Origin of the sequence: Streptomyces silvae, assembly GCF_016745505.1 — a bacterium.
In the GTDB taxonomy this organism is placed as follows: domain Bacteria; phylum Actinomycetota; class Actinomycetes; order Streptomycetales; family Streptomycetaceae; genus Streptomyces; species Streptomyces silvae.
In genome coordinates, this window is record NZ_JAERUC010000172.1 from 65,106 (window position 1) to 90,652 (window position 25,547).

The window sequence follows — 25,547 nt, forward strand, 5'->3', positions numbered from 1 at the left end:
AACTGCGCATGTCCCAGAGAAGCACCACGCACAAGGAGAACTACCAGATGAACTTCCTGACCAACCTGCTTGCCGGCATCGTCCACTTCGTGGGTTGGCTCGTCTGACCGTCTCTGCACAACGGCGCCGCCGCTTCCCGTCCCACGGGAGCGGCGGCGCTGCCGTGTGTCCGCCCACTCCTCCGGCTCCGGCGCATCAGACGGGCGCGGGGGCCGGACGGCTGTCGCGGCGGATCAGGGCGGCATAGCGTCCGTCCTGCGCGAGCAGTTCCTCGTGCGTGCCGCGCTCGGCCACCCGGCCTTCGTCCAGCACGACGATCTGGTCCGCGTCCCGGACGGTGGAGAGCCGGTGGGCGATGGTGAGCGTGGTGCGGCCCTTCGACAGCGCGTCGATGGCCTGCTGCACGGCGTGTTCCGTACGGGTGTCGAGGGCGCTGGTCGCCTCGTCGAGGATCAGTACGGGCGGGTCCCGGAGGATCGTGCGGGCGATCGCCAGCCGTTGCTTCTCGCCGCCCGAGAAGCGGTACCCGCGTTCGCCGACCAGGGTGTCGTAGCCGTCGGGCAGCCCGGCGATGTGGTCGTGGATCTGCGCGGTGCGGGCCGCGCTCTCGATCTGCTCGTCGGTGGCGTCCGGTTTGGCGAAGCGGAGGTTCTCGGCGACCGAGGCATGGAAGAGGTACGTCTCCTGGGAGACCACGCCGACGGCCCGCGCGAGGGTGTCGAAGTCCAGGTCGCGTACGTCGACGCCGTCGAGCGTGACCCGTCCGCCCGTGACGTCGTACAGCCGTGGCACGAGGTAGCTGAGCGTGGACTTGCCCGAGCCGGTGGGGCCGACGACGGCCAGGCTGTTCCCGGCGGGCACGGTCACGTCGATGCCGCTCAGCGTGGGGCCGCCCTTCTCGTCGTAGCTGAAGGTGACGTCCTCGAAGGCGATCTCGCCGCGGATCTTCTCCAGCCGGACGGGCTTCGCGGGCTCGGTGATGTCCACCTCGAGGTCGAGGTACTCGAAGATGCGCGCGAACAGGGCGAGGGACGTCTGCATCTGCACACCGGTGGAGAGCAGGCTGACCGCGGGCCGGAACAGGCCCTGCTGGAGCGAGACGAAGGCGACCAGGGTGCCGATGGAGACGGCCGTGACGCCCGACTGGAGCGTGAGGCCGGCCGCCCAGTAGATGACCGCGGGCATGGCGGCCATCACGATGCCGATGGTCGACATCCTCCAGCGTCCGGCCATGCTGGAGCGCACTTCGAGGTCGACCAGGCGCTCCGACTCCTCGGAGAAGGCCTGGGTGAGGGAGTCCGAGCGGCCCATGGTCCGGCCGAGCAGGATGCCGCTGACGGACAGCGACTCGGTGACCGTGGCCGCCATCGCGGCCATCTGCTTCTGGCGCTGGGTGGTGATCCGCTTGCGCTCCCGGCCGACGCGGCGGCTGATCCAGACGAAGACGGGCAGCAGGAGCAGCGAGACGACGGTCAGCCGCCAGTCCAGCGCGAGCATGGCGACCACGGTGGCGATGACGGCGGTGAGGTTGGAGACGAGGGAGGTCGCGGTGGAGGTGACCGTCGCCTGCATCCCGCCGATGTCGTTGGCGATGCGGGACTGGACCTCGCCCGTGCGGGTGCGCGTGAAGAAGGCGAGGGGCATCCGCTGCAGCTGGGTGTAGACGGCGGTGCGCAGGTCGTGCATGACGCGCTGGCCCACCGTCGTGGAGATCAGGGTCTGCAGGACACCGAAGACGCTGTTCATCACGGCGGTGAGGATCATGCCGAGCGCGAGGAGGGTGAGCAGCCCCGTGCGCCCCTGCGGGATCGCGGTGTCCAGGATCTCGCGGAGCAGGAACGGGGAGGCGACCGACACCAGCGAGGAGGCGCCGACCAGCAGTCCGACCACGGTGAGCCGGCCCCGGTAGGGCCGGAAGAGCCGGAAGATGCGGCGCAGCTCGGCGGGCGGCTGGCCCGCCTCCCCGGTGGGAGGTGTCCAGGTGGGTTCGTCGGGTTTCATGGGCTCCTTCGAGAGCGTGCGGCGGGCGGGGCTCGTGCGTCCGGCGGCCGGCGCGGAGGCCCGGGAGGAAGACGGACTTCGAGAGCTTGACTTCGGGAGCTTAGCTCATTGTTACCTCTATTCACAATGAACGAGGTCCTGATATTGTTCCCTCATGGACTCCCCCGACTCCGACGGCATGCTGGCCGAGCAGCTGCTGCGGCTCACCCGCCGTCTCCAGCGCATCCAGAGCCGTCAGCTGGAGCCGATAGGCATCACGCCGGCCCAGTTCCGCCTGCTGCGCACGACCGCGCACTACGACGGCCCGCCCCGGATGGCCGATCTCGCCGAGCGCCTGGACGTCGTCCCCCGCGCCGTGACCACCCTGGTCGACGGCCTGGAGGCGAGCGGCCGGGTGCGGCGCGCCCCGGATCCGGCCAACCGCCGGGTGATCCGCATCGAGATCACCGAGGAGGGCCGGGCCGTGCTCCGTTCGATGCGCGACGCGCGCAAGGCCGCCGCGGAGGAGATCCTGGCTCCATTGACCGCCGAGCAGCGTGAGGTGCTCGGCGGGCTGCTCACCGCTCTGGTCGACGGGATGCCGGAGCGCCGCCGCTGCTGAGGCACGCGGTGCGGCCACCGCACCGCGCCGTCGAGGGGACCCTGACATGCCGCTGCTGGAGCCGAAGCCGGAAGCCCTGCGTCCTCGTGCGGGACGCGCGCCGTCGCCCGATCGGGTGCCCGGCTGGAAGGCGTCTGGGACTCCGGCGGAGCTGCGGGCGGGTCTGACCGCTCTGCTCGGTCCGGAGAAGGTGCTGTGGAAGGTCTCCGATCTGGTGCGGTACGCCTCCGATGCCAGCCCCTACCGCTTCCTTCCCCAGGTCGTGCTGGTCCCCGAGGACCTGGACGACATCTCGGCGATCCTCTCGTACGCGCACGGCAACGGCCGCGGGGTCGTCTTCCGCGCCGCCGGCACCAGTCTCAACGGCCAGGCGCAGGGCGAGGACATCCTCGTCGACGTACGACGCCACTGGACGGGCATCGAGGTTCTGGACGGCGGGGCCTGCGCCCGGATCCGGCCCGGGACCACCGTCATGCGGGCCAATGCCACGCTCGCCCGGCACGGCCGGATCCTCGGCCCCGACCCCGCCAGCGCCATCGCCTGCACCGTCGGCGGGGTCGTGGCCAACAACGCCTCGGGGATGACCGCGGGCACCACCAGGAACTCGTACCGTACGGTCTCCTCGCTGACCTTCGTCCTGCCGAGCGGCACGGTGGTCGACACGGCCGAGGACGACGCCGACGAGCTGCTGCGTCACGCGGAGCCGCGTCTCTGTGACGAGTTGCTGGCTCTCAAGGCGGAGATCGAGGCCGACGAGCGGCTCACCACCCGGATCCGCGCGAAGTACGAGATCAAGAACACCAACGGCTACCGCCTGGACGCGTTCCTCGACGGTTCGACGCCCGTGGAGATCCTGCGGGGCCTGATGGTCGGCTCGGAGGGCACGTTCGGGTTCATCTCCGAGGTCGTCTTCGACACCCTGCCGCTGGACCGCCACATCTCCTCCGCGCTGCTGTTCTTCCCCTCCCTCACGGCGGCAGCGGCGGCGGTGCCCGGGTTCAACGAGGCGGGTGCGATCGCGGTGGAGCTCATGGACGGCAACACCCTGCGCGCCTCGGTGCGCGTCGAGGGCGTCCCGTCCGACTGGGCGGGGCTGCCGCAGGGGACGACGGCGCTCCTGGTGGAGTTCCGTGCCCCGGACGAGAGCGCCCTCGCCGCCTTCGAGCGGACGGCCGCCACGGTCGTCGCGGACCTCGATCTGGTGACCCCGGCCGTCTCCGTCACCAACGCGTTCACCCGGGACGCCGCCACCGTCTCGGGGTACTGGAAGGCGCGCAAGGCGTTCGTGACCGCGGTCGGCGGCTCCCGCCCCTCGGGCACGACGCTGATCACCGAGGACTTCGCCGTACCGCCGTCCCGGCTCTCCGAGGCCTGCGAGGCGCTGCTCACGCTCCAGGCCGCCCACGGTTTCGACGCCGCCGTCGCGGGGCACGCGGCACACGGGAATCTGCACTTCCTGCTCGCGTTCGACGCCGCGAAACTGGCCGACGTCGAGCGGTACGCCGCGTTCATGGACGCGTTCTGCACGCTCGTCGTCGACCGCTTCGACGGTTCACTGAAGGCGGAGCACGCCACCGGCCGTAACATCGCGCCCTTCCTGGAGCGGGAATGGGGCACCACCGCGACGGAGCTCATGTGGCGTACGAAGCAGGCCATCGACCCTGACGGGGTCCTGGCCCCCCGGATCGTCCTCGACCGGGACCCGAAGGCCCATCTGCGCGGACTCAAGACCATCCCCAAGGTCGAGCCGGTCGCGGACCCGTGCATCGAGTGCGGGTTCTGCGAGCCGACCTGCCCCAGCGAGGACCTCACCACGACGCCGCGTCAGAGGATCGTGCTGCGCCGGGAGATGATGCGCCAGCCGAGCGGGTCCCCGGTGGAGTCCGGGCTGCTCGACGCCTACGGTTACGACGCCGTGGACACCTGCGCGGGCGACTCCACGTGCAAGCTCGCGTGTCCGGTCGGCATCGACACCGGGGCGATGATGAAGGACTTCCGCCATCACCGGCACTCCCCCCGCGAGGAGCGCGTCGCGGCGCTGACCGCACAGCACTTCAAGGTCGTGGAGGCTTCGGCGCGGGTCGCCCTGAGCCTGGCCGACGCCGTCACCCGCCATGCCGGGGACCGGGTGCTGGAGGCCGTGACCCGGCTCGCCCGCAAGGCCGTACGTCCGGATCTGCTGCCGGAGTGGCTGCCCGAGATCCCCGGCGGCGCACCCCGCAGGCTGCCGCCCACCTCCCGGGCGGGGGCGAGCGCCGTCTACTACCCGGCCTGTGTGAACCGCATCTTCGCCAGCCCGGAGGACGAGGGGGCGCTGCCGCTCGCCGACTCCGTCGTCTCCCTGTCGGCGCGGGCGGGCAAGCCCGTCTGGATCCCCGAGGACGTCGCCGGGACCTGCTGCGCGACGATCTGGCACTCCAAGGGGTACGACACCGCCAACGCGGTCATGGCGAACCGTGTCGTGGAGGCGGCCTGGGGCTGGACGGCGGGCGGCGCGCTCCCACTGGTCGTCGACGCGTCGTCGTGCACGCTGGGCCTGGCGCACGAGGTGGTCCCGTACCTCACCGAGGACAACCGGGCGCTGCACCGGGAGTTGACCATCGTGGACTCGCTCGTCTGGGCGGCCGACGAGCTGCTGCCCTCGCTGACCGTGTTCCGCAGGACGGGTTCCGCGGTGCTGCACCCCACCTGCTCGATGGAGCATCTGGGCGATGTGGCGCAGCTGCGCACGCTGGCCGAGTCCTGCGCGGAGGAGGTCGTCGTGCCGGACGACGCGGGCTGCTGCGGGTTCGCGGGCGACCGCGGGCTGCTCCACAAGGAACTCACCGATTCGGCGACCGCCAAGGAGGCGGCGGAGGTCAACACCCGTCCGTACGACGCCTATCTGTCGGCCAACCGTACGTGCGAGATCGGGATGGACCGGGCGACCGGCCACCGCTACCGCTCGGCGCTGATCGAGCTGGAGTGGGCCACCCGCCCGGTGCTCTGACACGGGGCCCGGCCCGGCCTTCCCACACTTTCCCTGCCCCGCCGTCCTGGCGTGCCCGCACGGCCGTGTGACCGCACACGGCCGTGCGGGCGTGCAGCCGTGTCATGGGAGCCGTTGTCGCCGACGGCCCGCAAGTGCCGGAAGCCCAGGGGAAGCCCGGGAAGCTCATGGAAGTCCATGGTTTAAACACAGGAGTCCAATCGCGTCCCTTGCGTCAGAACAGCCCCACCGTCCAAGGTCCTAACCGAGGTTCGGGAACCCGCCCTGTCCACACGGGCCCCGGATCGGTACGCGCACCGTCAAATTCCCCTCTCTGGAGGCCCGATGAATGACGACGCACCACAGGACCAGAACCCCCAGGGGCAGGACCCGCAGACCACGGACGACGGCTCGCTGAGCCGTCGTTCCGTTCTTCGCACCACAGCCGGCGCGGTGGGAGCCGCGAGTGCCGGACTCGGGCTCGGAACGCTCGGTGCGGGTTCGGCGTCGGCCGCTGAACACACCGCGGCCGCCGACCCACAGGCCGTACCGGCGCGCAAGGGCGCCACCATGGCCGGAGTCCGCTTCGACCGGCGTTCGACCGTACGCGTGGGCATCGTGGGCCTGGGCAACCGCGGCGGCAGCATGATCGACCTCTTCCTCGCCGTCGACGGGGTGCGGGTCGTCGCCGTCTGCGACCCGGTGAAGGACAAGGCCGAGCGGGCCGCCGCGAAGGTGACGGCAGCGGGCCAGCCGGCGCCCGCTGTCTACACGAAGGGGGAGGACGACTACGAAAATCTCTGCGCACGCGGAGACATCGACTTCGTCTATGTGGCGACCCCGTGGGACTTCCACTTCGAGATGGCGAAGACGGCCATGCTCCACGGCAAACACGTCGGGGTCGAGTGTCCGATCGCCCTGCGGCTGGACCAGCTCTGGGAGCTGGTGGACCTCTCCGAGCGGACCCGGCGCCACTGCATGCAGCTGGAGAACTGCTGTTACGGCCGTAACGAGATGCGGGTCCTGCGGATGGCGCACGCGGGTCTCTTCGGCGACCTGCTGCACGGTGCGGGCGCCTACAACCACGACCTGCGCGGCCTGATGTTCGACCCGGACTACTACGAGGGGCCCTGGCGACGGCTGTGGCACACCCGGCTGCGCGGGGATCTGTACCCCAACCACGGCTTCGGCCCGGTCGCCAACTACATGGACGTCAACCGCGGCGACCGCGCGGTCAGCATCACGAGTGTCGGCTCCCCCTCGCTCGGTCTCGCCGCGTACCGCAAGGAGCACATGCCGGCCGGTGACCCGAGCTGGAAGGAGACGTACATCGAGAGCGACCGGACGATCAGTCTCGTCCAGACCGCCAAGGGCCGTGTGATCCGCCTGGAGCACGACGTGTCGACGCCGCACCCCTACTCACGGATCAACAGCCTCGGCGGTACGAAGGGGGTCTTCGAGGACTACCCCGAGCGGATCTACCTCGAACCGGACCACTCGAACGACGAGTGGGCGGACTTCGGGGCGTACGCCGAGTGGGACCACTGGCTGTGGAAGAAGTACGCCGATCCGCCCGGCGGCCACGGGGGCATGGACTACATGCTGGTCTTCCGGCTGATGCAGTGCATGCGTCTCGGGCTCGCCCCCGACTTCGACGTGTACGACGCCGCCACCTGGACCGCGCCCGTCCCGCTGAGCCATCTCTCCATCAAGGCCAAGGGCGCACCGCAGCCGATCCCCGACTTCACCCGGGGTGAGTGGAAGAAGGCCCGCTCCGGCGTGGACTCCCCCGAGCCCGCGGAGTAGACCCGTCCGACGCCCCGCCGCCTCCTCGGCGGCGGGGCCCGTCCCCCGGAAGGAAACCGGAAGAGAACCAGAACGGACCCGAAACGGACCCGGAGCGGACCCGGCGGCGCACCACCTGCGGACCCTCGGCCGGAACCGGCCGTCGCGCCGATTAAATCGCTTGCCTCGGAGAGGGGCGGGAAGCGAACCTTGCACGGTTTGCTCCCTCCTGTTCCACGAGATCCCTGCGGATCTCCGCTCCTTCCGATCCTTGGGACGTCATGCAGATTCGCGATCTTCCGTACACGGATCCCGGCGACCCCGATGTCAGGTCGGGCCCACATTTCCTCCTCTGGCTGGGCCTGGGTCAGCTCACCGGCCAGCTCAAGTCCCTCTCCTGGGGGCTGATGCACCAGTGCGCGATCGCCGGGCTCCCGCTCGGCGTGGGTCTCGCGGTGCAGGCCGTCGTCGAACGCTCAGGCGGCGACCTCGCGTTCGCCGGGGTGCTCATCGTCGCGCTGGGCGTTCTCATCGCGGTGGGCGACACCATGCTCCACCGGACGGCGGTCACCAACTGGATCACCGCCGCGGCCCGGGTGCAGCAGCTGCTGGCCCGTAAGACCGCCGAGTTGGGGTCGGCGCTGACGCGGCGGGTCGCGGCGGGCGAGGTCGTCGCCGTCTCCACCGGCGACGTCGAGAAGATCGGCTGGTTCGTGGAGGCGCTGTCGCGTTTCGCGGCCGCCGCACTCGCCCTCGTCCTGATCTGCGTCGGCCTCGTCCTCTACCTGCCCTCCCTGGGTGTGCTGGTCGCGGTCGCCGTGCCCGCCCTCGCCCTCGCGGTCCTGCCGCTCCTCCCCCGGGCCACCCGGCGGGCCGACATCCAGCGCGAGAAGGCGGGGCACGCCACCGAGCTGGCCTCGGACACGGTGGCGGGTCTGCGGGTGCTGCGCGGGATCGGCGGCGAGGAACTCTTCCTCGGCCGCTACCGCCGCGCCTCCCAGGAGGTCCGCAAGGCCGCCGTGCGCAGCGCGCGGATGTGGGCCCTCATCTCGGCGATCCAGGTGCTCCTGCCGGGCGTGCTGCTGATCGCACTCGTCTGGTACGGGGCCACGCTGGTCCAGGACGGCCGGATCGAGGTCGGTCAGCTCGTCACGGTCTACAGCGCGGCGACGCTGATGCTCTTCCCGCTGCGGCACTTCGAGGAGATCGCCATGGCGTACTCCTTCTCCCGGCCGTCCGCGCAGCGCGCCGTCCGGGTGCTGTCGCTGAAGCGCAGCGATCAGGCGTCCACGCTGGAGGCCCAGGTCCCGGAGGGTGACCTGTACGACCCGATGACCGGACTGCTCGCTCCCCGGGGGCTGTTCACCGCCGTGGTCTGCGGTGACCCCGACGCGGCGGGCCGGCTCGCGGACCGGCTCGGCGGCCACGCCGAGCCGGACGAGGACGCCTCCGGTCCTGTCCCCTCGGTGCTGCTCGGCGGTGTGGCGCTGGACGAGCTGCCGCTCGGCTCGGCCCGGACCGCCGTGCTCGTGCAGGACAAGGACCCGGTGCTGCTCTCGGGGACACTCCGCGAGCTGCTGGACGTGCCCTCGTCGGGTGCGGTGGCCGCCGATGACGCCCTGGCGGCCGCGCAGTGCGCCGATGTGCTGGACGCGCTGACGCAGGCGTCGGTCGACGCGGACGGCGATCCCATGAACACCCGGATCACCGAGCGCGGCCGTTCTCTCTCCGGTGGCCAGCGGCAGCGGCTGGCGCTGGCGCGGTCCCTGGTCACCGACCCGGAGGCGCTGGTGCTGGACGAGCCGACATCGGCCGTGGACTCGCACACGGAGGCCCGTGTCGCGGCCGGTGTGAAGCGGCTGCGCGAGGGCCGTACGACGGTGGCGTTCTCGTCGTCCCCGCTGCTGCTGGACCTCGCCGACCGCGTCGTGCTCCTGGACGGGGACACGGTCGTGGCGGCGGGCACCCACCGGGAACTGCTGCGGGACGAACCGCGCTACCGGGCGGTCGTCACCCGTGAGACCGAGGACGAGGGCGGGGCGAAGGACGGGATCACCGCGATCGACGGCCTGCTGCCGGCCCGTGCGGTCGAGGAAATCGAGGAGAGAGCATGATCGGCCTGGCACCACCGGAGTACGACCCGGCCGCACCGACGTCGGCGACGACTCTGCCGGTCGGTACGCCGACGACCGTACGGACGTATGTACGTTCTCTGCTGCGGCGTCACCGCAGGCCGTTCGCCCTGCTGATCGGGGCCAACGCGGTCGCGGTGATCGCGTCGATCACCGGCCCCTACCTGCTCGGCGGGCTCGTCGAGGACCTCTCGAACGGGGTCACCGACCTCCATCTGGAGCGCACCGCCGCGGTGTTCGCCCTGGCGCTGGTCGTCCAGACCGTGTTCACGCGGACGATGCGGCTGCGCGGGGCGATGCTCGGTGAGGAGATGCTCGCCGATCTGCGCGAGGACTTCCTCGTACGGTCGGTCGGGCTGCCGCCCGGTGTCCTGGAGCGGGCCGGCACCGGTGATCTGCTGTCCAGGATCACGACGGACATCGACCGGCTGGCCAACGCGATGCGGGAGGCCGTGCCGCAGCTGGCGATCGGCGTGGTGTGGGTGGGGCTGCTGGTCGGCGCGCTCACCGTCACCGCCCCGCCGCTGGCCCTCGCGGTGCTGGTCGCGCTGCCGGTGCTGCTCGTCGGCTGCCGCTGGTACTTCCGGCGTGCGCCGTCGGCGTACCGCTCGGAGGCGGCCGGGTACGCGGCGGTCGCCGCCGTGCTGGCCGAGACGGTGGACGCGGGGCGGACCGTGGAGTCCCACCGGCTGGGGGCCCGCCGGGTCGCGCAGTCGGACCGGCGCGTCCGGGAGTGGACCGCGTGGGAGCGGTACACGCTCTTCCTTCGCTCGGTGCTCTTCCCCGTCATCAACGCCACGTACGTCACGATCCTGGGCGCGGTGCTGCTGCTGGGCGGCTGGTTCGTGATCGAGGGCTGGCTCACCGTCGGACAGCTGACGACGGGGGCGCTGCTGGCGCAGATGATGGTGGACCCGATCGGCCTCATCCTGCGCTGGTACGACGAGCTGCAGGTCGCCCAGGTCTCGCTGGCCCGGCTCGTCGGCGTACGGGAGATCGAGCCGGACGCCGGTGACGACCGGGTCGGCCCCGACGGCCGGGAGGTGCGTGCCGACGAGGTGCGCTTCGGCTACCGCGCGGGCGTGGACGTCCTGCACGAGGTGTCGCTCGACGTCGCCCCCGGTACGCGGCTCGCGCTGGTCGGACCGTCCGGGGCGGGCAAGTCCACGCTGGGCCGGCTGCTGGCCGGGATCTACGCGCCCCGCAGCGGCGAGGTCACGCTCGGCGGGGCGGAGCTGTCCCGGATGACGGCCGAACGGGTGCGCGGTCATGTGGCCCTGGTCAACCAGGAGCACCACGTGTTCGTGGGCTCGCTCCGGGACAACCTCCTGCTCGCCCGTACGGACGCGGACGACGCGCAGCTGTGGGCGTCGCTCGCGGCGGTCGACGCGGACGGCTGGTCCCGGGCGCTGGACGACGGTCTGGACACCGAGGTCGGCTCGGGCCGGCTCTCGCTGACCCCGGCGCAGGCGCAGCAGATCGCCCTGGCCCGGCTGGTCCTGGCGGACCCGCACACGCTGGTGCTGGACGAGGCGACGTCGCTGCTCGACCCGCGGGCGGCCCGGCACCTGGAGCGTTCCCTGGCCCGGGTGCTGGACGGCCGTACGGTGGTCGCCATCGCCCACCGGCTGCACACGGCGCACGACGCGGATGTGATCGCGGTCGTGGAGAACGGCCGCATCACCGAGCTGGGCAGCCACGACGAGCTGGTCACCGCGGACGGCGCCTACGCGGCCCTGTGGCGCTCCTGGCACGGCTGAGTCACCCGGCCCAGGAGGGAGGCGGGTACGCCGGACGGGCGGCCCGCCCCTCTGCCGGGAGGTCACGGGCGGCCCGCCCCTCTGCCGTGAGGTCACGGACGGCCCGCCCCTGTGCCAGGAGGTCACGCGCGCGTACGAAGGCCGCTCCCCGATCCACCCGTCGTCCGGTGGCACGGTCCGCCGCACGGGAGGCGAACTGATGCCTCCGAGGTGAGGATGAGGAGTGACTGGCCCCGGATCCGGGGCAGGCGAGCGATGACCGCGTAAACCCGAGAAGGGACGCACACCGTGGCACGACCCAGGATTCTCGTTGTCGGCGCCGGCTTTGCCGGGGTCGAGTGCGTGCGCCGGCTGGAGCGCACCCTCGCGCCCGGCGAGGCGGACATCGCGCTCGTCACCCCGTTCTCGTACCAGCTCTACCTGCCGTTGCTCCCTCAGGTCGCCTCCGGGGTGCTCACCCCCCAGTCGGTCGCCGTCTCCCTGCGCCGCAGCCGGCGTCACCGCACCCGGATCGTGCCGGGCGGGGCCATCGGGGTGGACACGAAGGCGAAGGTCTGCGTGGTCCGCAAGATCACGGACGAGATCGTGAACGAGCCGTACGACTACATCGTGCTGGCCGCGGGCAGCGTCACCCGGACCTTCGACATCCCGGGGCTCGTCGAGAACGCCCGGGGCATGAAGACCCTGGCGGAGGCCGCCTACATCCGGGACCACGTCATCTCCCAGCTCGATCTGGCCGACGCCAGTCACGACGAGGAGGAACGGGCGTCCCGGCTGCAGTTCGTGGTGGTCGGCGGCGGATACGCCGGTACGGAGACGGCCGCGTGCCTGCAGCTGCTCACCGCCAACGCCGTCAAGCACTATCCCCGGCTGGACCCCAAGCTGATCAAGTGGCATCTGATCGACATCGCGCCGAAGCTCATGCCCGAGCTCGGCGACAAGCTCGGTCTCAGCGCCCAGGAGATCCTGCGCAAGCGCGGGATCGAGGTCTCGCTCGGTGTCTCCGTGGCGGAGGCGGGGCCGGACAAGGTGACGTTCACGGACGGCCGGGTACTGCCGTGCCGCACGTTGATCTGGACCGCCGGTGTCGCGGCGAGCCCGCTCATCGCCACCCTCGACGCGGAGACGGTGCGCGGCCGGCTCGCCGTGACACCGGAGATGACGCTGCCCGGCCGCGACGGCGTGTTCGCGCTCGGCGACGCGGCGGCCGTGCCGGACCTGCACAAGGGCGACGGGGCGATCTGCCCGCCCACCGCGCAGCACGCCATGCGCCAGGGCCGCAGGCTGGCGGACAACATCATCGCGTCCCTGCGCGGCCGCCCGCTCCAGCCGTACGAGCACAAGGACCTCGGTCTGGTCGTGGACCTCGGTGGCCGGGACGCGGTGTCCAAGCCGCTGGGCATCGAGCTGAGGGGCCTGCCGGCCCAGGCCGCGGCGCGCGGCTACCACTGGGCGGCGCTGCGGACGAACGTCGCGAAGACCCGGGTCATGACCAACTGGCTGCTCAACGCGATCGCCGGCGACGACTTCGTACGGACGGGGTTCCAGGCCCGTAAGCAGGCCACCCTGCGCGACTTCGAGTACACCGACGCCTATCTCACGCCGGAGGAGATCCGCGCGCACACCGCCGGCGCGGACGTCCACCGCTGAGCCGCACGTCCCGGCCCCCTCCCCCGGCCTCCGCCGTGCGGGCGGGGGCCGGAGTCATGTCCGGCGGGAGAGGACGGTGTCGACCGTGTCCGCCTCCTCCGCCCGCTTGTCCTCGCGGTAGCGCAGGACGCGGGCGAACCGCAGCGTGACGCCGGCCGGGTAGCGGGTGGAGCTCTGGAGGCCGTCGTAGGCGATCTCCACGACGAGTTCCGGGCGTACGGTCACCACGTGCCCGTCGTCGCCGGTGGCCAGCTCCCCGAGCCGCTCGGTCTGCCAGGCGAGCAGCGCGTCGGTGAGCCCCTTGAAGGTCTTGCCCAGCATGGCGAACGTGCCGTCCTCCCGGCGCGCCCCCAGATGCAGGTTGGAGAGCTTCCCGGTGCGTCTGCCGTGGCCCCATTCGGCGGCGAGCACCACGAGGTCCAGGGTGTGCACGGGTTTGACCTTCAGCCAGGAGGCGCCCCGGCGCCCGGCGCTGTACGCCGCTGTGCCGCCCTTGACGACGACGCCCTCGTGCCCGCGGGCCAGCGTCTCCTCGAAGAACGTCTCCGCCGCCCCGGTCTGCGCCTCGTCCGTGGGGTCGTCGACGGCGACGCGGCGTACGCGCATCGGTTCGGGAACCAGCGCGGCCAGCTCCCGGTGGCGTTCGGCGAAGGGGAGGTCGAGGAGGTCGCGTCCGTCGACGGACAGTACGTCGAAGAAGACGGGGACCACGGGGACGGCGCCGGCGGCGGTGGCGACGTCGCGCCGGGAGCCCACCCGGCCGGCGGTCTCCTGGAACGGCCGGGGCCTGCCGTCGGCATCGAGCGCGATCACCTCGCCGTCGAGGATGAACCGGTCCGCGGGGAAGGCGGCCACCGCGGCGGCGAGTTCGGGGAGCCGGTCGGTGATGTCGTCGAGCGTGCGGGTGTAGAGGCACACCCGCGTCCCGTCCCGGTGCACCTGTACGCGAATGCCGTCCAGCTTCTCCTCGACGGCGCAGGGCCCCAGCCGGCCGATGGCCTCGGCCACCGAGCGGGCGGTGTGCGCCAGCATCGGCTGGACCGGCCGGCCGACGGTGAGCCGGAAGGACGCGAGGCCGCCGGGGCCCTCCGCGAGCAGGGTGCGGGCGACGGGGCCGAGCGACCCGGCGAGCATGACCGCGCGCCGTACCTCCGCGGGAGGTGCTCCGGCCGCGTCGGCCAGGGCGTCGACCGCGACGGCGTCCAGCGCTCCCTGCCGCACCTCCCCGGTGAGCAGGGCGCGCAGGAAGCGCTGTTCGTCGGCGGTGGCGGCGCCGAGCAGTGCGGCCAGGCGCTCCTTGCGTGCGGCCTGCGAGCCCGGGCCGGTGAGCGCCCCGATCGCGGTCAGCTCGGCGTCGGTCTCCGTCACGGCCAGCGTGGGCGTCCGGGCCGGCGTCACCTCGTGGCGCAGGGCGCTCCACCCGATCCCGAGGCGGCCCTGCGGGAGACGGCCGGCGAGATAGGGGATGACGACCGGGACGTCGTCCGGCCCCGTCTCCCGGAAGAGCCCGGCCAGCAGGGCGGTCTTCCGGGTGCGGGACGAGGTCGCGGCGACCTCCAGGGACACATGGGCGAGCCTGGCGAGCAGCATGCCGCCATGGTGCTACGGCGGCGGGCGTACCGCCCCCGGACGCGGCGGCCCGGTGTCAGATGACGTTGAGCGCCGCCGCGCCGCCCAGTCCCCCGAGGATCATGAAGGCGGGCATCAGCACCTTGAGCTCCACCCAGCTGCCGGCCCGGAACCGCATGGCCTTGGGGGGCCCGAGGGGGTACCAGCGCTTACGGCCGAGCGGGATCGGCCACAGGATCGGGCAGCCCGAGACGGTCAGGGCGTCGCCGATGTCGTGGACGAGCGCGCCGAGCACGATGGGGAGCCCGAGCCAGAGGTACTCCTGGCCGGGCGCGTCGAACAGCCAGGTGGAACCGTTGCCCGGCTGGTCGAGGACGCCCGCGAGGATCCATGCGCTCGTCGCGCCCAGCAGCCATACGAGGACGTCGCTGGAGACCCTGGCCGCCCGCCACAGGAGGCCCTCGACGGCGAGGACGAGGTGGACGAAGAGGATGCCCAGGACCGCCCACCGGCCGCCGAAGATGGCCGCGGCCGAGGCTCCGGCGCCGATCAGCACCGCCCAGAGCCAGGTGTGGGTGAGGGTGCGGTGGCCGCCGTTCCTGCGCGGGTCGCCGGGCCCCCGGGTCGCCTTGTAGACGGTGTACGAGAGTTTGTCGACTATCTCGCAGAGGCCCTTGGAGATCGGTCCGAAGGCCCGCGAGATGGTGGCCGACTTGTGGTCGAGGTCCGGGGCGAGCGCGGCGCCCGCGGTGATCAGGGCTCCCACGACCAGGACGGGCCAGGGCATGGTGTGCCCCGCGGCCGCGGCGGCGGCACCCACCCCCAGCCAGGCCGCTGCCCCTGACAGAGAGTGTGCCGGTCCCATCATGGCTGTTCCCGCCCCCATCGTGATTCGGCCGTGCGTCCAGGCCGGGCCGCCATTGCCTGTGCGAGGCAGCCGAGTTGAGTGGGAAGCGTATCGTCCGTGATCTTCGCCGGATCGTCCGGTTCCCTCATCCGGGCCGGGGACAGGCAAGATGGGGGCGTGACCCTTATCGATCAGCTGCCCCCGACCGCCGACCCGGACGCCCTCTTCGAGGCCTTCTCGTCATGGACCGAATCGCAGGGCATCACCCTCTATCCGGCTCAGGAGGAGGCGCTGATCGAGGTGGTCTCCGGGGCGAACGTGATCCTTTCCACCCCCACCGGCTCCGGAAAGAGCCTGGTCGCGGCGGGTGCGCACTTCACGGCGCTGGCCCAGGACAAGGTCACCTTCTACACCGCGCCGATCAAGGCGCTGGTCTCGGAGAAGTTCTTCGACCTGTGCAAGCTCTTCGGCACGGAGAACGTGGGCATGCTGACCGGCGACGCCTCGGTCAACGCCGACGCCCCGGTCATCTGCTGCACCGCGGAGGTGCTCGCCTCGATCGCGCTGCGTGACGGCAAGTACGCCGACATCGGCCAGGTCGTGATGGACGAGTTCCACTTCTACGCGGAACCGGAGCGCGGCTGGGCCTGGCAGATCCCGATCCTGGAGCTTCCGCAGGCCCAGTTCGTCCTGATGTCGGCCACCCTCGGCGACGTCAAGATGTTCGAGGAGGACCTGACCCGCCGCACGGGCCGCCCCACGTCCGTGGTGCGCTCCGCGACGCGTCCGGTCCCGCTGAGCTACGAGTACCGGCTGACGCCGATCACGGAGACGCTCACCGAGCTCCTGGACACCCGGCAGTCGCCCGTCTACATCGTGCACTTCACGCAGGCCGCGGCCGTGGAGCGAGCGCAGTCGCTGATGAGCATCAACATGTGCACCAAGGAGGAGAAGGAGAAGATCGCCGACCTGATCGGCAACTTCCGCTTCACCACCAAGTTCGGCCAGAACCTCTCCCGGTACGTGCGCCACGGCATCGGGGTGCACCACGCGGGCATGCTCCCCAAGTACCGCCGCCTCGTCGAGAAGCTCGCCCAGGCGGGTCTGCTGAAGGTCATCTGCGGCACGGACACGCTGGGCGTCGGGGTCAACGTCCCCATCCGCACGGTGCTGTTCACCGCCCTCACCAAGTACGACGGCACCCGGGTGCGCACCCTGCGCGCCCGCGAGTTCCACCAGATCGCGGGCCGCGCGGGCCGGGCCGGCTTCGACACGGCGGGCTTCGTGGTCGCGCAGGCACCCGAGCACGTCATCGAGAACGAGAAGGCCGTCAAGAAGGCGGGCGACGACCCCAAGAAGAAGCGCAAGGTGGTCCGCAAGAAGGCCCCCGAGGGCTTCGTCGCGTGGTCGGAGACCACCTTCGACAAGCTGATCCAGTCCGATCCCGAGCCGCTGACCTCCCGTTTCCGGGTCACGCACACGATGCTGCTGTCGGTGATCGCACGCCCGGGGAACGCCTTCGAGGCGATGCGCCATCTGCTGGAGGACAACCACGAGCCGCGCAGGGCGCAGCTGAGGCACATCCGCCGGGCCATCGCGATCTACCGCTCGCTGCTCGACGGCGGTGTCGTGGAGCAGCTCGACACGCCCGACGCCGAGGGCAGGATCGTACGGCTCACGGTCGACCTCCAGCAGGACTTCGCGCTGAACCAGCCGCTGTCGACGTTCGCGCTGGCCGCGTTCGACCTGCTGGACGCCGAATCCCCTTCGTACGCCCTGGACATGGTGTCCGTGGTCGAGTCGACGCTCGACGACCCGCGGCAGATCCTGGCCGCCCAGCAGAACAAGGCGCGGGGTGAGGCCGTCGGGCAGATGAAGGCGGACGGCGTCGAGTACGAGGAGCGGATGGAGCGGCTCCAGGAGGTCACGTACCCCAAGCCGCTGAGCGAGCTGCTCTGGCACGCGTACGACGTGTACCGCACGAGCCACCCGTGGGTCGGTGACCACCCGGTGTCGCCGAAGTCGGTGATCCGGGACATGTACGAACGGGCCATGACGTTCACGGAGTTCACGTCGAACTACGAGCTGGCCCGCACCGAGGGCATCGTGCTGCGCTATCTGGCGAGCGCGTACAAGGCGCTGGAGCACACCATCCCGGACGACCTGAAGTCCGAGGACCTGGAGGATCTGATCGCCTGGCTGGGCGAGATGGTGCGCCAGGTGGACTCCAGCCTGCTGGACGAGTGGGAGCAGCTGGCCAACCCGGAGGTGGAGACGGCCGAGCAGGCTCAGGAGCGGGCCGACGAGGTCAAGCCGGTGACGGCCAACGCCCGTGCCTTCCGGGTGCTGGTGCGCAACGCGATGTTCCGCCGGGTGGAGCTGGCCGCGCTGGACAGGGTCCGTGACCTGGGCGAGCTGGACGCGGACTCCGGCTGGGACGAGGACGCCTGGGGCGAGGCGATGGACGCCTACTGGGACGCGCACGAGGACCTGGGCACAGGTCCGGACGCGCGCGGCCCGAAGCTTCTGAAGATCGACGAGGACCAGGAGCACGGTCTGTGGCGGGTGTGGCAGGCGTTCGCCGACCCCGCGGGCGACCACGACTGGGGAATCCGTGCGGAGGTCGATCTCGCGGCCTCCGACGAGGAGGGCCGGGCGGTCGTCCGGGTCACGGCCGTGGGCCAGCTGTGACGGCGCGCCGGCCAGGAGAGTGGAGAAGAACCGCATGACGAACCCCGCCGACAGCCTGGTCGAGCTGCTCGACCTGGAGCGGATCGAGGTCAACATCTTCCGTGGCCGCAGCCCCGAGGAGTCCCTGCAACGGGTCTTCGGCGGGCAGGTCGCGGGCCAGGCGCTGGTCGCGGCCGGCCGGACGACCGACGGGGACCGCCCCGTCCACTCCCTGCACGCCTACTTCCTGCGTCCCGGCCGCCCCGGGGTGCCGATCGTCTACGACGTGGAGCGGGTGCGGGACGGCCGGTCCTTCACCACGCGCCGGGTCACGGCGGTGCAGCAGGGCCGGACGATCTTCAATCTGACGGCGTCGTTCCACCGTCCGGAGGAGGCCGGCTTCGAGCACCAGCTGCCGCCGGCACGTGTCGTGCCGGGCCCGGAGGAGCTTCCGACGGTCGCCGACGAGGTGCGCGAGCACCTGGGCGGCCTGCCGGAGGCGCTGGAGCGGATGGCGCGGCGCCAGCCCTTCGACATCCGTTACGTCGACCGGCTCCGCTGGACGTCCGAGGAGGTCGAGGGCGCGGACCCGCGCAGCGCGGTGTGGATGCGCGCGGTCGGCCCGCTGGGAGACGACCCGCTGGTGCACACCTGTGCGCTGACGTACGCGAGCGACATGACGCTGCTGGACGCGGTACGGATCCCGGTCGAACCGCTGTGGGGTCCGCGCGGCTTCGACATGGCCTCGCTGGACCACGCCATGTGGTTCCACCGGCCGTTCCGGGCGGACGAGTGGTTCCTGTACGACCAGGAGTCGCCGATCGCCACGGGCGGCCGCGGGCTGGCCAGGGGGCGGATCTACGACCGTCAGGGGCAGCTGCTGGTGTCCGTGGTGCAGGAGGGGCTGTTCCGCCGCCTCGACGGCGCGTAGCCCGCGCGTCCGGGGCCGTTCAGGTCCCGGGCAGCGGGTCCTGATCGACCTCATGACGGCGGGTCCGGATGTCCGGGCCCGCCGGATGCAGTTTGGCGTCACAGGCGGGTCCGAGCCCGGCCCGGCGTGACTCCGTGCCGGTGAGGGGGCGCCCGCACAGGGCGCAGCGCACGGGGCGGCGGACCGCCGGCCGGTCCGGTTCGGCCGGGGGTTCGGGAAAGCCGGGGAAGGGCTCTGGGGATTCCACGGGCTGATTCTCTCAAGCGGGGCCGCGGACCGGGCCGGCCGCTCCGTACGGCGACACCGGCGCCCCCGTGCGCGGGTCGCCCGGCGGAGCGTGGCCGCTGTGGGAAGGTATCGGTCCATGACCGCCCAGTCCCCCGCATACCACCTCCCCCGGCCGCGCGGAGGTGCCAGGTGGACATGATCCATGTCCGCGCCGTGAGCCCTCCGGACCTCACCGAGCGGGTCGAGGAGCTTCTGGGGAGCGCCCCCTACGTCCTGAACCTGATCGTGCAGCGGGGTGCCGCGCGCAACCCGGACGGTGACTCCGTGGCGTGCGACGTGCTGGCGGGGGCCGCGAACGAGGTCCTGCGCGGTCTGCGGGACCTCCGGGTCGACCTCCGCGGGTCCGTGGTCGTCGAGCCGGTCGACATGGCTTTCCCGGGACGGGCCCCGGACGCCGCGGCGCTGCGGCTCGGGGCCCTCGCCGGCATGCCGGTCTGGGAGCAGGTGGAGGCGCGCATCCGGTCCGGGGGGAGGTACGCGCCGAGCTTCTACCTCTATCTGGTCATCGCGGGCCTGATCGGCTCGGTCGGCATCGTGACCAACTCCCAGATCCTGATCGTCGGCGCGATGGTCGTCGGCCCCGAGTACGGGGCGATCGTCGCGGTGGCCCTGGGTCTCGACCGGGGGAACCGGGCCATGGTCCGCGCCGGACTGTCAGCCCTGTGCACGGGCTTCCTGCTGACGATCGCGGTCACGTTTCTGTTCAGTCTGCTCATCCGCGGCTTCGGTCTGCAGTCGGAGGCGTTCGACCGGGGGCTGCGGCCCGTCTCCAACCTGATCAACACCCCCAACTTCTTCTCCTTCGCGGTCGCCGCCCTGGCCGGTGTCGTCGGCATCGTGTCACTCACCGAGGCCCGCACGAGCGCCCTGCTCGGGGTCTTCATCTCGGTGACGACCATCCCGGCGGCCGCCGCCATCAACGTCTCCACGGCCTTCGCCGGCTGGTCGGAGGCCTGGGGCTCCCTCGTCCAGCTCCTGGTCAACATCGTCGTGCTGATCGTCGTGGGGGCCCTCGCGCTCAGATCCCAGCGGGCGATCTGGCGGCGCGTGGGCCTGAGGCACGGCCGGGGTGGCGGACCGGGCTGAGGCCGCGGGTCCCACCGGGGCCGGACCGGGACCGTGGCCGCCGCCGGACCCCGCCGAACGGCCGGAACCGGGCCGGGCCGGGATGATGGGAGGCGAGGGCCGCACGCGGGGCCCCGCTCGCAGTCAGGAGGGCCGCCATGCCCCAGAAACGCGCCTCGCAGCTCCGTGCCGTACCGGGCGCCACTCCGGAGGAACGGGCCGCGCTCGGCAGGGCGGCCCGCAAACGGGTCCCGAGATCCAGTCACGGCGCGTACGAGCCGCCCGCCGACCGGCCGGACCCGCTGGCCCTCCTGGAGGCCCAGTCGGCGAACCGGGTGCGGGAGCTCATCCCCATCCGGTACGGGCGGATGACGGAGTCGCCGTTCCGCTTCTACCGGGGGGCCGCGGCGGTCATGGCCTCCGACCTGGCCCGTACGCCGGTCTCCGGGATCAGGGCCCAGCTGTGCGGTGACGCCCACCTCATGAACTTCAGGCTGCTCGCCTCCCCCGAACGTCATCTGCTCTTCGACATCAACGACTTCGACGAGACACTGCCGGGGCCGTGGGAGTGGGACGTCAAACGGCTGGCGGCCAGTCTCGTCATCGCGGCCCGCGCCAACGGCTTCACGGACAAGGAGCGGGCCCGCATCGTGCGGGCGACCGTTCGGTCGTACCGGGAGTCCATGATCCGGTTCGCGGACATGCGCAATCTCGACGTCTGGTACGCGAAGACCGACGAGGACCGCCTCAAGGCCATGGCGGCGGACAGTCTTCCCGCCCGGGGCCGCAGGCGCGTGGCCGGCGTGACGGCGAAGGCCCGCACCCGGGACAGTCTGCAGGCGTTCGCGAAGCTCACCGAGGTGAGCGGCGGGCAGGTCCGCATCGCGCCGGATCCGCCCCTGGTCGTGCCGATCGCCGACCTGCTGCCCGACGCGGAACGCCGCGCGACGGAGAAGCAGTTCCGCAAGCTCCTCCGGGGCTACGGCCGAAGTCTGCCCTCGGACCGGCGGTCCCTGCTCACCGACTTCCAGGCCGTGGACATGGCCCGCAAGGTCGTCGGCGTGGGCAGCGTCGGGACCCGCTGCTGGATCTTCCTCCTGCTGGGCAGGGACGGCGGGGATCCGCTCTTCCTCCAGGCCAAGGAGGCGGACTCCTCGGTACTCGCCCCTCACGCGGGAGCGAGTGCGTACCGGAACCAGGGCGAGCGGGTGGTGGCGGGCCAGCGCCTGATGCAGGCCGCGGGAGACATCTTCCTGGGCTGGGACGGGTCGAGGGGTTCGACGGGCAGCGCCGGGACTTCTACGTACGCCAACTGCGTGACTGGAAGGGCGTGGTGGAACCCGAACTGATGGTGCCGCGCGGCATGGGTGCCTTCGGGGAGCTGTGCGGGACGACGCTGGCCCGGGCGCACGCGCGGTCCGGCGACCGCATCGCCATCGCGGCCTACCTCGGCCACGGCGACGCCTTCGACCGGGCGCTGGAGACGTTCGCCGAGCGGTACGCCGATCAGAACGAGCGGGATCACCGGGCGCTCGTCGACGCGGTGGCCGCCGGCCGCCTTCCCGCCGCAGGGGCGGGCGAGAAGTAGCGGAGCACCGGATTTCACCGCCTGCGGCCAGCGGGTACATCACGGACAGAACGTCACATCGTGGTATCACCGTGTGGATCCCGGCGGGACGGCCCGTCCCGGCCGGGATCCGACACCGAGGAGACCATGACGATGCCTGCAGAAGCCGGGGCAGCGCCCGGGACCGGAAGCCCGGACCCTCTCGCCGTGGTGCGCACCCGGCAGTACCTGGTCCTGCTGGTCATGGTGGCGCTGCTCGGAGTCCCGATCTCGGCGGCCGCGTTCGGCTTCCTGGCGCTCGTCCACGAGCTCCAGTCGCTGACCTACGACGACCTGCCCCGGGCCCTCGGGTTCCACGGCACACCGTCGTGGTGGCCGGTGCCCCTGCTCGCCTTGGCGGGCCTGCTGACGGGCCTGACCATCCGCCTGCTCCCGGGAAGGGGCGGGAGCAACCCGGCCGAGGGCATGTCGCACGGGGGCGCGCCGGCGGCCGCGGAGCTCCCCGGGATCGCGCTCGCCGCGCTGACCTCGCTGGCGCTGGGCGCGGTGCTCGGCCCGGAGGCGCCGCTCATCGCCCTGGGCGGCGGGCTGGCCGTCTACGCGGTGCGCCTGGTGAGGCCCGGCATCGAGCCGAGCGCGGCCGCCATGGTGGGGGCGGCGGGGAGCTTCGCCGCCGTCAGCACCCTGCTGGGCTCCCCGCTGCTCGGCGCGTTCCTGCTGATGGAGGCGTCCGGGCTCGCCGGGATGACGCTCGGTCTGGTGCTCGTCCCGGGGCTGCTGGCCTCCGGTATCGGCTCGCTCATCTTCATCGGGCTGGGCTCGTGGACCGGGCTGGGGACGTACTCCCTGACGCTGCCCGGTGTGCCGCACGCCGACGACCCCACCCTGGCCGCGTTCGGCTGGGCCGTCGTGCTGGGCGTCGCGGCGGCCTTCGCCGGGACATGGATCAAGCGGCTGGCCCTGCTGCTGCAGGAACGCACCGGACGGCGGACGGTGTCGTCCGCCGTCGTGATGGGCCTGGCCGTCGGGGTGCTCGCCCTGCTGTACGCGGAGAGCACCGGCCACGAGGCGTCCCAGGTGCTCTACTCGGGCCAGGACGCGCTCGGCCCGCTGCTCTCCACGGACGCGGGGCTGTCGGCCGCCACCCTCCTGATCCTCGTCGTCTGCAAGGCGCTCGCGTACTGCGCGTCGCTGAGCAGCTTCCGGGGCGGGCCGATCTTCCCGTCGATGTTCATCGGGGCGGCGGGCGGGCTGGCGCTCGCCCATCTGCCCGGGCTCGACCCCACGTCGGGCTTCGCGATGGGCATCGGGGCCATGTGCGTGGCGATGCTGAGGCTGCCCATGACGTCGGTACTGCTCGCCACGCTGCTGCTGGGCCGCGAGGGGATCACCGTGATGCCGCTGGTCATCGTGGCGGTGGTGGTCTCCTACGTCCTCGTGCTCAGGCTCGAACGCTCTTCTGCGGACCCACACACAGCGCCCAGATGACGAAGATGTTGATCGCGATGAGCACCAGCGACCAGAACGGGTAGTACGGGAGCCACAGGAAGTGGGCGACCACCAGGAGCCCGGCGAGCACGACACCGACGGCGCGCGCCCACAGGGCCCCGCTGAAGAGCGCGAAGCCGGCGAGGACGACGACGATGCCCAGGATGAGGTGCACCCAGCCCCAGCCCGCGAGGTTGAACTGGAACACGTAGTTCCGGGTCGAGACGAACAGATCGTCCTTGGCGATGGCGGCGATGCCTTCGAGGATGGCCATCGCCCCACCGAAGATCATCATCACCGCCGCGAATACGGTCCAGCCCGACTGGGCCGCGCTCCCCCGGGCGGTGTCGCGTCCCGTCTCGCTCGCACTTCCAGCCATGTCGGCCTCCTCGGATCCCAGCCGATGAGCGCCTCGGTCGAGACACTTCGCGGCTTATGTTCCTTTTATCAGCCTGACACGGCATCACCCGGTTGGCCTCTTCTCGAAGCAGAGATAGAATCCCTCATATGAGAGAGCCTGGAGCGCCCGCCGGCGTCGACGACCGCCTCGCGGCACGGCTGGGCATGCTCCGCGCCGAGCGCGGCTGGTCGCTGGAAGAGCTGTCCCGCCGCACCGGGGTGAGCCGCTCGACCCTGTCGCGGCTGGAGCGTGCGGAGCTGAGCCCCACCACCGTCGTACTGGGTCAGCTGTGCACGGTGTACGGGCGCACGATGTCGCGGCTGCTGCTGGAGGTGGAGGCCGAGCCCCCGCAGCTGGTCACGGCCGCGCGACAGCCGGTGTGGCGGGACGAGCGGACCGGGTTCGTCCGGCGCTCCGTCTCGCCGCCGCACCCGGGCCTGCGCGCCGAGGTCATCGAGGGGACACTCGACGCCGGCGCCTCCCTCGCGTACGAGAACGCGCCGGTGCCCGGTGTGGAGCAGCACATCTGGGTGCTGGAGGGCACGGTCCAGATCACCGTCGAGGGGACCGTGCACACCGTGCACGAGGGGGACTGCCTGCGTTTCCGGCTGCGCGGCCCCTCGCACTTCCGCTGTCCGGGCCCGTCACGGGTCCGCTACGCACTGATGATCGTCCTGCCGTGAACGTGAAAGGACCCGCTTCATGACCGAGATCGTCCCCGTGTCCGGCCCCGAACTGGTCACGTACGCCGATGAGCTCGCCGCCCTGCTGGTCGAGGCCGTGGAGGGCGGGGCCTCCGTCGGATTCCTCGCCCCGCTGGACCGGGAGGCGGCTGCCGTCTGGTGGCGGGAGCGGGCAGCCGCGGTGGAGGCCGGGAGCCATCAGGTCTGGATCGCCCGGGACGAAGAGCGGCCGCTGGGCACGATCGGGCTGGTGAAGGCACCCATGCCGAACGCACGCCACCGGGCGGAGGTCGCGAAGCTCGTGGTCAGGCCCTCCGCGCGGGGCCGGGGGGTCGGCCGGGCCCTGCTCACCGCGGTCGAGCGGTCCGCGGCCGCCGAGGGGCTGGCGCTGCTGGTCCTGGACACCGAGACGGGGAGCGACGCCGAGCGGCTCTACCGTTCGGCGGGCTGGACCCCCTGCGGCTCCGTGCCGGACTACGCGGCGGACCCGTACGGCACGCTCAGGGCGACGACGTTCTACTACCGGGCGCTGGACCCGCGGGAGGCGTCCCCGGCGGGACCGTCACAATGAGGGGGACGCCACGCGACCGAGGAGACATCCCATGACGCTGCACGACATCCCGCTCCGCACGCTCACCGGCGAACCGACCACCCTTGGCGCCCACAAGGGCTCGGCGGTCCTGCTGGTGAACGTCGCCTCCCGGTGCGGGCTCACGCCGCAGTACGCCGGCCTGGAGAAGCTGCAGAAGGATTACGCGGACCGCGGATTCACCGTGGTCGGGGTGCCCTGCAACCAGTTCGCGGGCCAGGAGCCGGGCACCGCGGAGGAGATCCGGACCTTCTGCTCGACGACGTACGGGGTGAGCTTCCCGCTGCTGGAGAAGACCGACGTCAACGGCGAGAACCGGCACCCGCTGTACGCGGAGCTGACGAAGCTGGAGGACGCCGAGGGCGCGGCCGGGGACGTCCAGTGGAACTTCGAGAAGTTCCTGATCTCGCCCGACGGCGAGCCGGTCGCCCGGATCCGCCCCCGCACCGAGCCGGACGCCCCCGAGGTCGTCGCGGCCATCGAGGCGCAGCTGCCGCGGTAGCGGTCCTCACCACACAGCGGCGGGGCCGGACCGTGCGTACGGTCCGGCCCC

At 71.8% G+C, this 25,547-nt stretch carries 18 protein-coding genes and 1 pseudogene; 14 read left to right on the plus strand and 5 right to left on the minus strand.

Annotated features, from left to right (window positions below):
* Nucleotides 1–195: 195 nt before the first annotated feature.
* On the minus strand, nucleotides 196–2,001 hold the full coding sequence (locus tag JKV81_RS27365) for an ABC transporter ATP-binding protein (RefSeq protein ID WP_129260947.1): 1,806 nt from the start codon (nucleotides 1,999–2,001) through the stop codon (nucleotides 196–198).
* 154 nt (nucleotides 2,002–2,155) lie between these two features.
* On the opposite strand from JKV81_RS27365, the gene JKV81_RS27370 reads away from it, so the two are divergent.
* The 6 genes from JKV81_RS27370 (at nucleotide 2,156) to JKV81_RS27395 (ending at nucleotide 12,897) form a co-directional block, all read left to right on the plus strand.
* Complete coding sequence (locus JKV81_RS27370; RefSeq protein ID WP_031094017.1) at nucleotides 2,156–2,602, plus strand: MarR family winged helix-turn-helix transcriptional regulator; 447 nt, start codon at nucleotides 2,156–2,158, stop codon at nucleotides 2,600–2,602.
* Nucleotides 2,603–2,648: 46 nt separating this feature from the next.
* Nucleotides 2,649–5,591, plus strand: coding sequence for an FAD-binding and (Fe-S)-binding domain-containing protein (locus JKV81_RS27375; protein WP_202078251.1), 2,943 nt, complete (start codon nucleotides 2,649–2,651; stop codon nucleotides 5,589–5,591).
* 324 nt (nucleotides 5,592–5,915) lie between these two features.
* Nucleotides 5,916–7,376 carry a Gfo/Idh/MocA family protein gene (locus JKV81_RS27380; protein ID WP_236057882.1) on the plus strand — a complete coding sequence of 487 codons (1,461 nt, stop codon included), beginning with the start codon at nucleotides 5,916–5,918 and terminating at the stop codon, nucleotides 7,374–7,376.
* A gap of 260 nt (nucleotides 7,377–7,636) precedes the next feature.
* Entirely contained in the window at nucleotides 7,637–9,469 is a 1,833-nt protein-coding gene (locus tag JKV81_RS27385; RefSeq protein ID WP_202078253.1) for an ABC transporter transmembrane domain-containing protein, read from the plus strand.
* The gene (locus JKV81_RS27390) at nucleotides 9,466–11,247 is read left to right on the plus strand and encodes an ABC transporter ATP-binding protein (protein ID WP_129260950.1); all 1,782 of its coding nucleotides are present in this window, start codon (nucleotides 9,466–9,468) and stop codon (nucleotides 11,245–11,247) included. Before JKV81_RS27385 ends, JKV81_RS27390 begins: the two co-directional genes overlap by 4 nt.
* Before the next feature lie 288 nt (nucleotides 11,248–11,535).
* Complete coding sequence (locus JKV81_RS27395) at nucleotides 11,536–12,897, plus strand: NAD(P)/FAD-dependent oxidoreductase (RefSeq protein WP_202078255.1); 1,362 nt, start codon at nucleotides 11,536–11,538, stop codon at nucleotides 12,895–12,897.
* 54 nt (nucleotides 12,898–12,951) lie between these two features.
* Here the strand turns inward: JKV81_RS27395 and JKV81_RS27400 are convergent, their stop codons facing one another.
* Together JKV81_RS27400 and JKV81_RS27405 are read right to left on the minus strand one after the other, a co-directional pair.
* Nucleotides 12,952–14,487: an ATP-dependent DNA ligase gene (locus tag JKV81_RS27400; protein ID WP_129260952.1), complete on the minus strand. Its 1,536-nt coding sequence runs from the start codon at nucleotides 14,485–14,487 to the stop codon at nucleotides 12,952–12,954.
* 55 nt (nucleotides 14,488–14,542) lie between these two features.
* Entirely contained in the window at nucleotides 14,543–15,334 is a 792-nt protein-coding gene (locus tag JKV81_RS27405) for a metal-dependent hydrolase (protein WP_099172043.1), read from the minus strand.
* 156 nt (nucleotides 15,335–15,490) lie between these two features.
* Between JKV81_RS27405 and JKV81_RS27410 the strand changes: the two genes are divergently transcribed.
* The gene (locus JKV81_RS27410) at nucleotides 15,491–18,004 is read left to right on the plus strand and encodes a DEAD/DEAH box helicase (RefSeq protein ID WP_099172044.1); all 2,514 of its coding nucleotides are present in this window, start codon (nucleotides 15,491–15,493) and stop codon (nucleotides 18,002–18,004) included.
* Nucleotides 18,005–18,038: 34 nt separating this feature from the next.
* Nucleotides 18,039–18,914 (plus strand): acyl-CoA thioesterase, encoded by an 876-nt coding sequence (locus JKV81_RS27415; protein ID WP_129260954.1) that lies wholly within the window; start codon nucleotides 18,039–18,041, stop codon nucleotides 18,912–18,914.
* 19 nt (nucleotides 18,915–18,933) lie between these two features.
* Here the strand turns inward: JKV81_RS27415 and JKV81_RS27420 are convergent, their stop codons facing one another.
* Nucleotides 18,934–19,161, minus strand: coding sequence for a DUF6011 domain-containing protein (locus tag JKV81_RS27420; RefSeq protein WP_099172045.1), 228 nt, complete (start codon nucleotides 19,159–19,161; stop codon nucleotides 18,934–18,936).
* Nucleotides 19,162–19,331: 170 nt separating this feature from the next.
* On the opposite strand from JKV81_RS27420, the gene JKV81_RS27425 reads away from it, so the two are divergent.
* The 3 genes and pseudogenes from JKV81_RS27425 to JKV81_RS27435 all read left to right on the plus strand — a co-directional run bounded on the left by JKV81_RS27425 (nucleotide 19,332) and on the right by JKV81_RS27435 (nucleotide 23,322).
* Nucleotides 19,332–20,288 carry a DUF389 domain-containing protein gene (locus JKV81_RS27425; protein ID WP_202078257.1) on the plus strand — a complete coding sequence of 319 codons (957 nt, stop codon included), beginning with the start codon at nucleotides 19,332–19,334 and terminating at the stop codon, nucleotides 20,286–20,288.
* 137 nt (nucleotides 20,289–20,425) lie between these two features.
* Nucleotides 20,426–21,855: pseudogene (locus JKV81_RS27430) on the plus strand (DUF2252 domain-containing protein).
* Between the two features lie 132 nt (nucleotides 21,856–21,987).
* Nucleotides 21,988–23,322, plus strand: coding sequence for a chloride channel protein (locus JKV81_RS27435; RefSeq protein WP_372444253.1), 1,335 nt, complete (start codon nucleotides 21,988–21,990; stop codon nucleotides 23,320–23,322).
* Here the strand turns inward: JKV81_RS27435 and JKV81_RS27440 are convergent.
* Nucleotides 23,276–23,701 carry a DUF7144 family membrane protein gene (locus tag JKV81_RS27440; RefSeq protein ID WP_124278337.1) on the minus strand — a complete coding sequence of 142 codons (426 nt, stop codon included), beginning with the start codon at nucleotides 23,699–23,701 and terminating at the stop codon, nucleotides 23,276–23,278. The two genes, JKV81_RS27435 and JKV81_RS27440, sit on opposite strands and share 47 nt — an antisense overlap.
* Before the next feature lie 128 nt (nucleotides 23,702–23,829).
* On the opposite strand from JKV81_RS27440, the gene JKV81_RS27445 reads away from it, so the two are divergent.
* From JKV81_RS27445 to JKV81_RS27455, 3 genes are read left to right on the plus strand one after another with little or no spacing between them, the layout of a single operon-like run.
* Nucleotides 23,830–24,405, plus strand: a complete 576-nt coding sequence (locus JKV81_RS27445) for a helix-turn-helix domain-containing protein (protein ID WP_202078259.1) — start codon at nucleotides 23,830–23,832, stop codon at nucleotides 24,403–24,405.
* A 19-nt stretch (nucleotides 24,406–24,424) separates the two neighbouring features.
* The gene (locus JKV81_RS27450; RefSeq protein ID WP_202078261.1) at nucleotides 24,425–24,976 is read left to right on the plus strand and encodes a GNAT family N-acetyltransferase; all 552 of its coding nucleotides are present in this window, start codon (nucleotides 24,425–24,427) and stop codon (nucleotides 24,974–24,976) included.
* A gap of 31 nt (nucleotides 24,977–25,007) precedes the next feature.
* Entirely contained in the window at nucleotides 25,008–25,496 is a 489-nt protein-coding gene (locus tag JKV81_RS27455; RefSeq protein WP_202078263.1) for a glutathione peroxidase, read from the plus strand.
* Nucleotides 25,497–25,547: the final 51 nt, after the last annotated feature.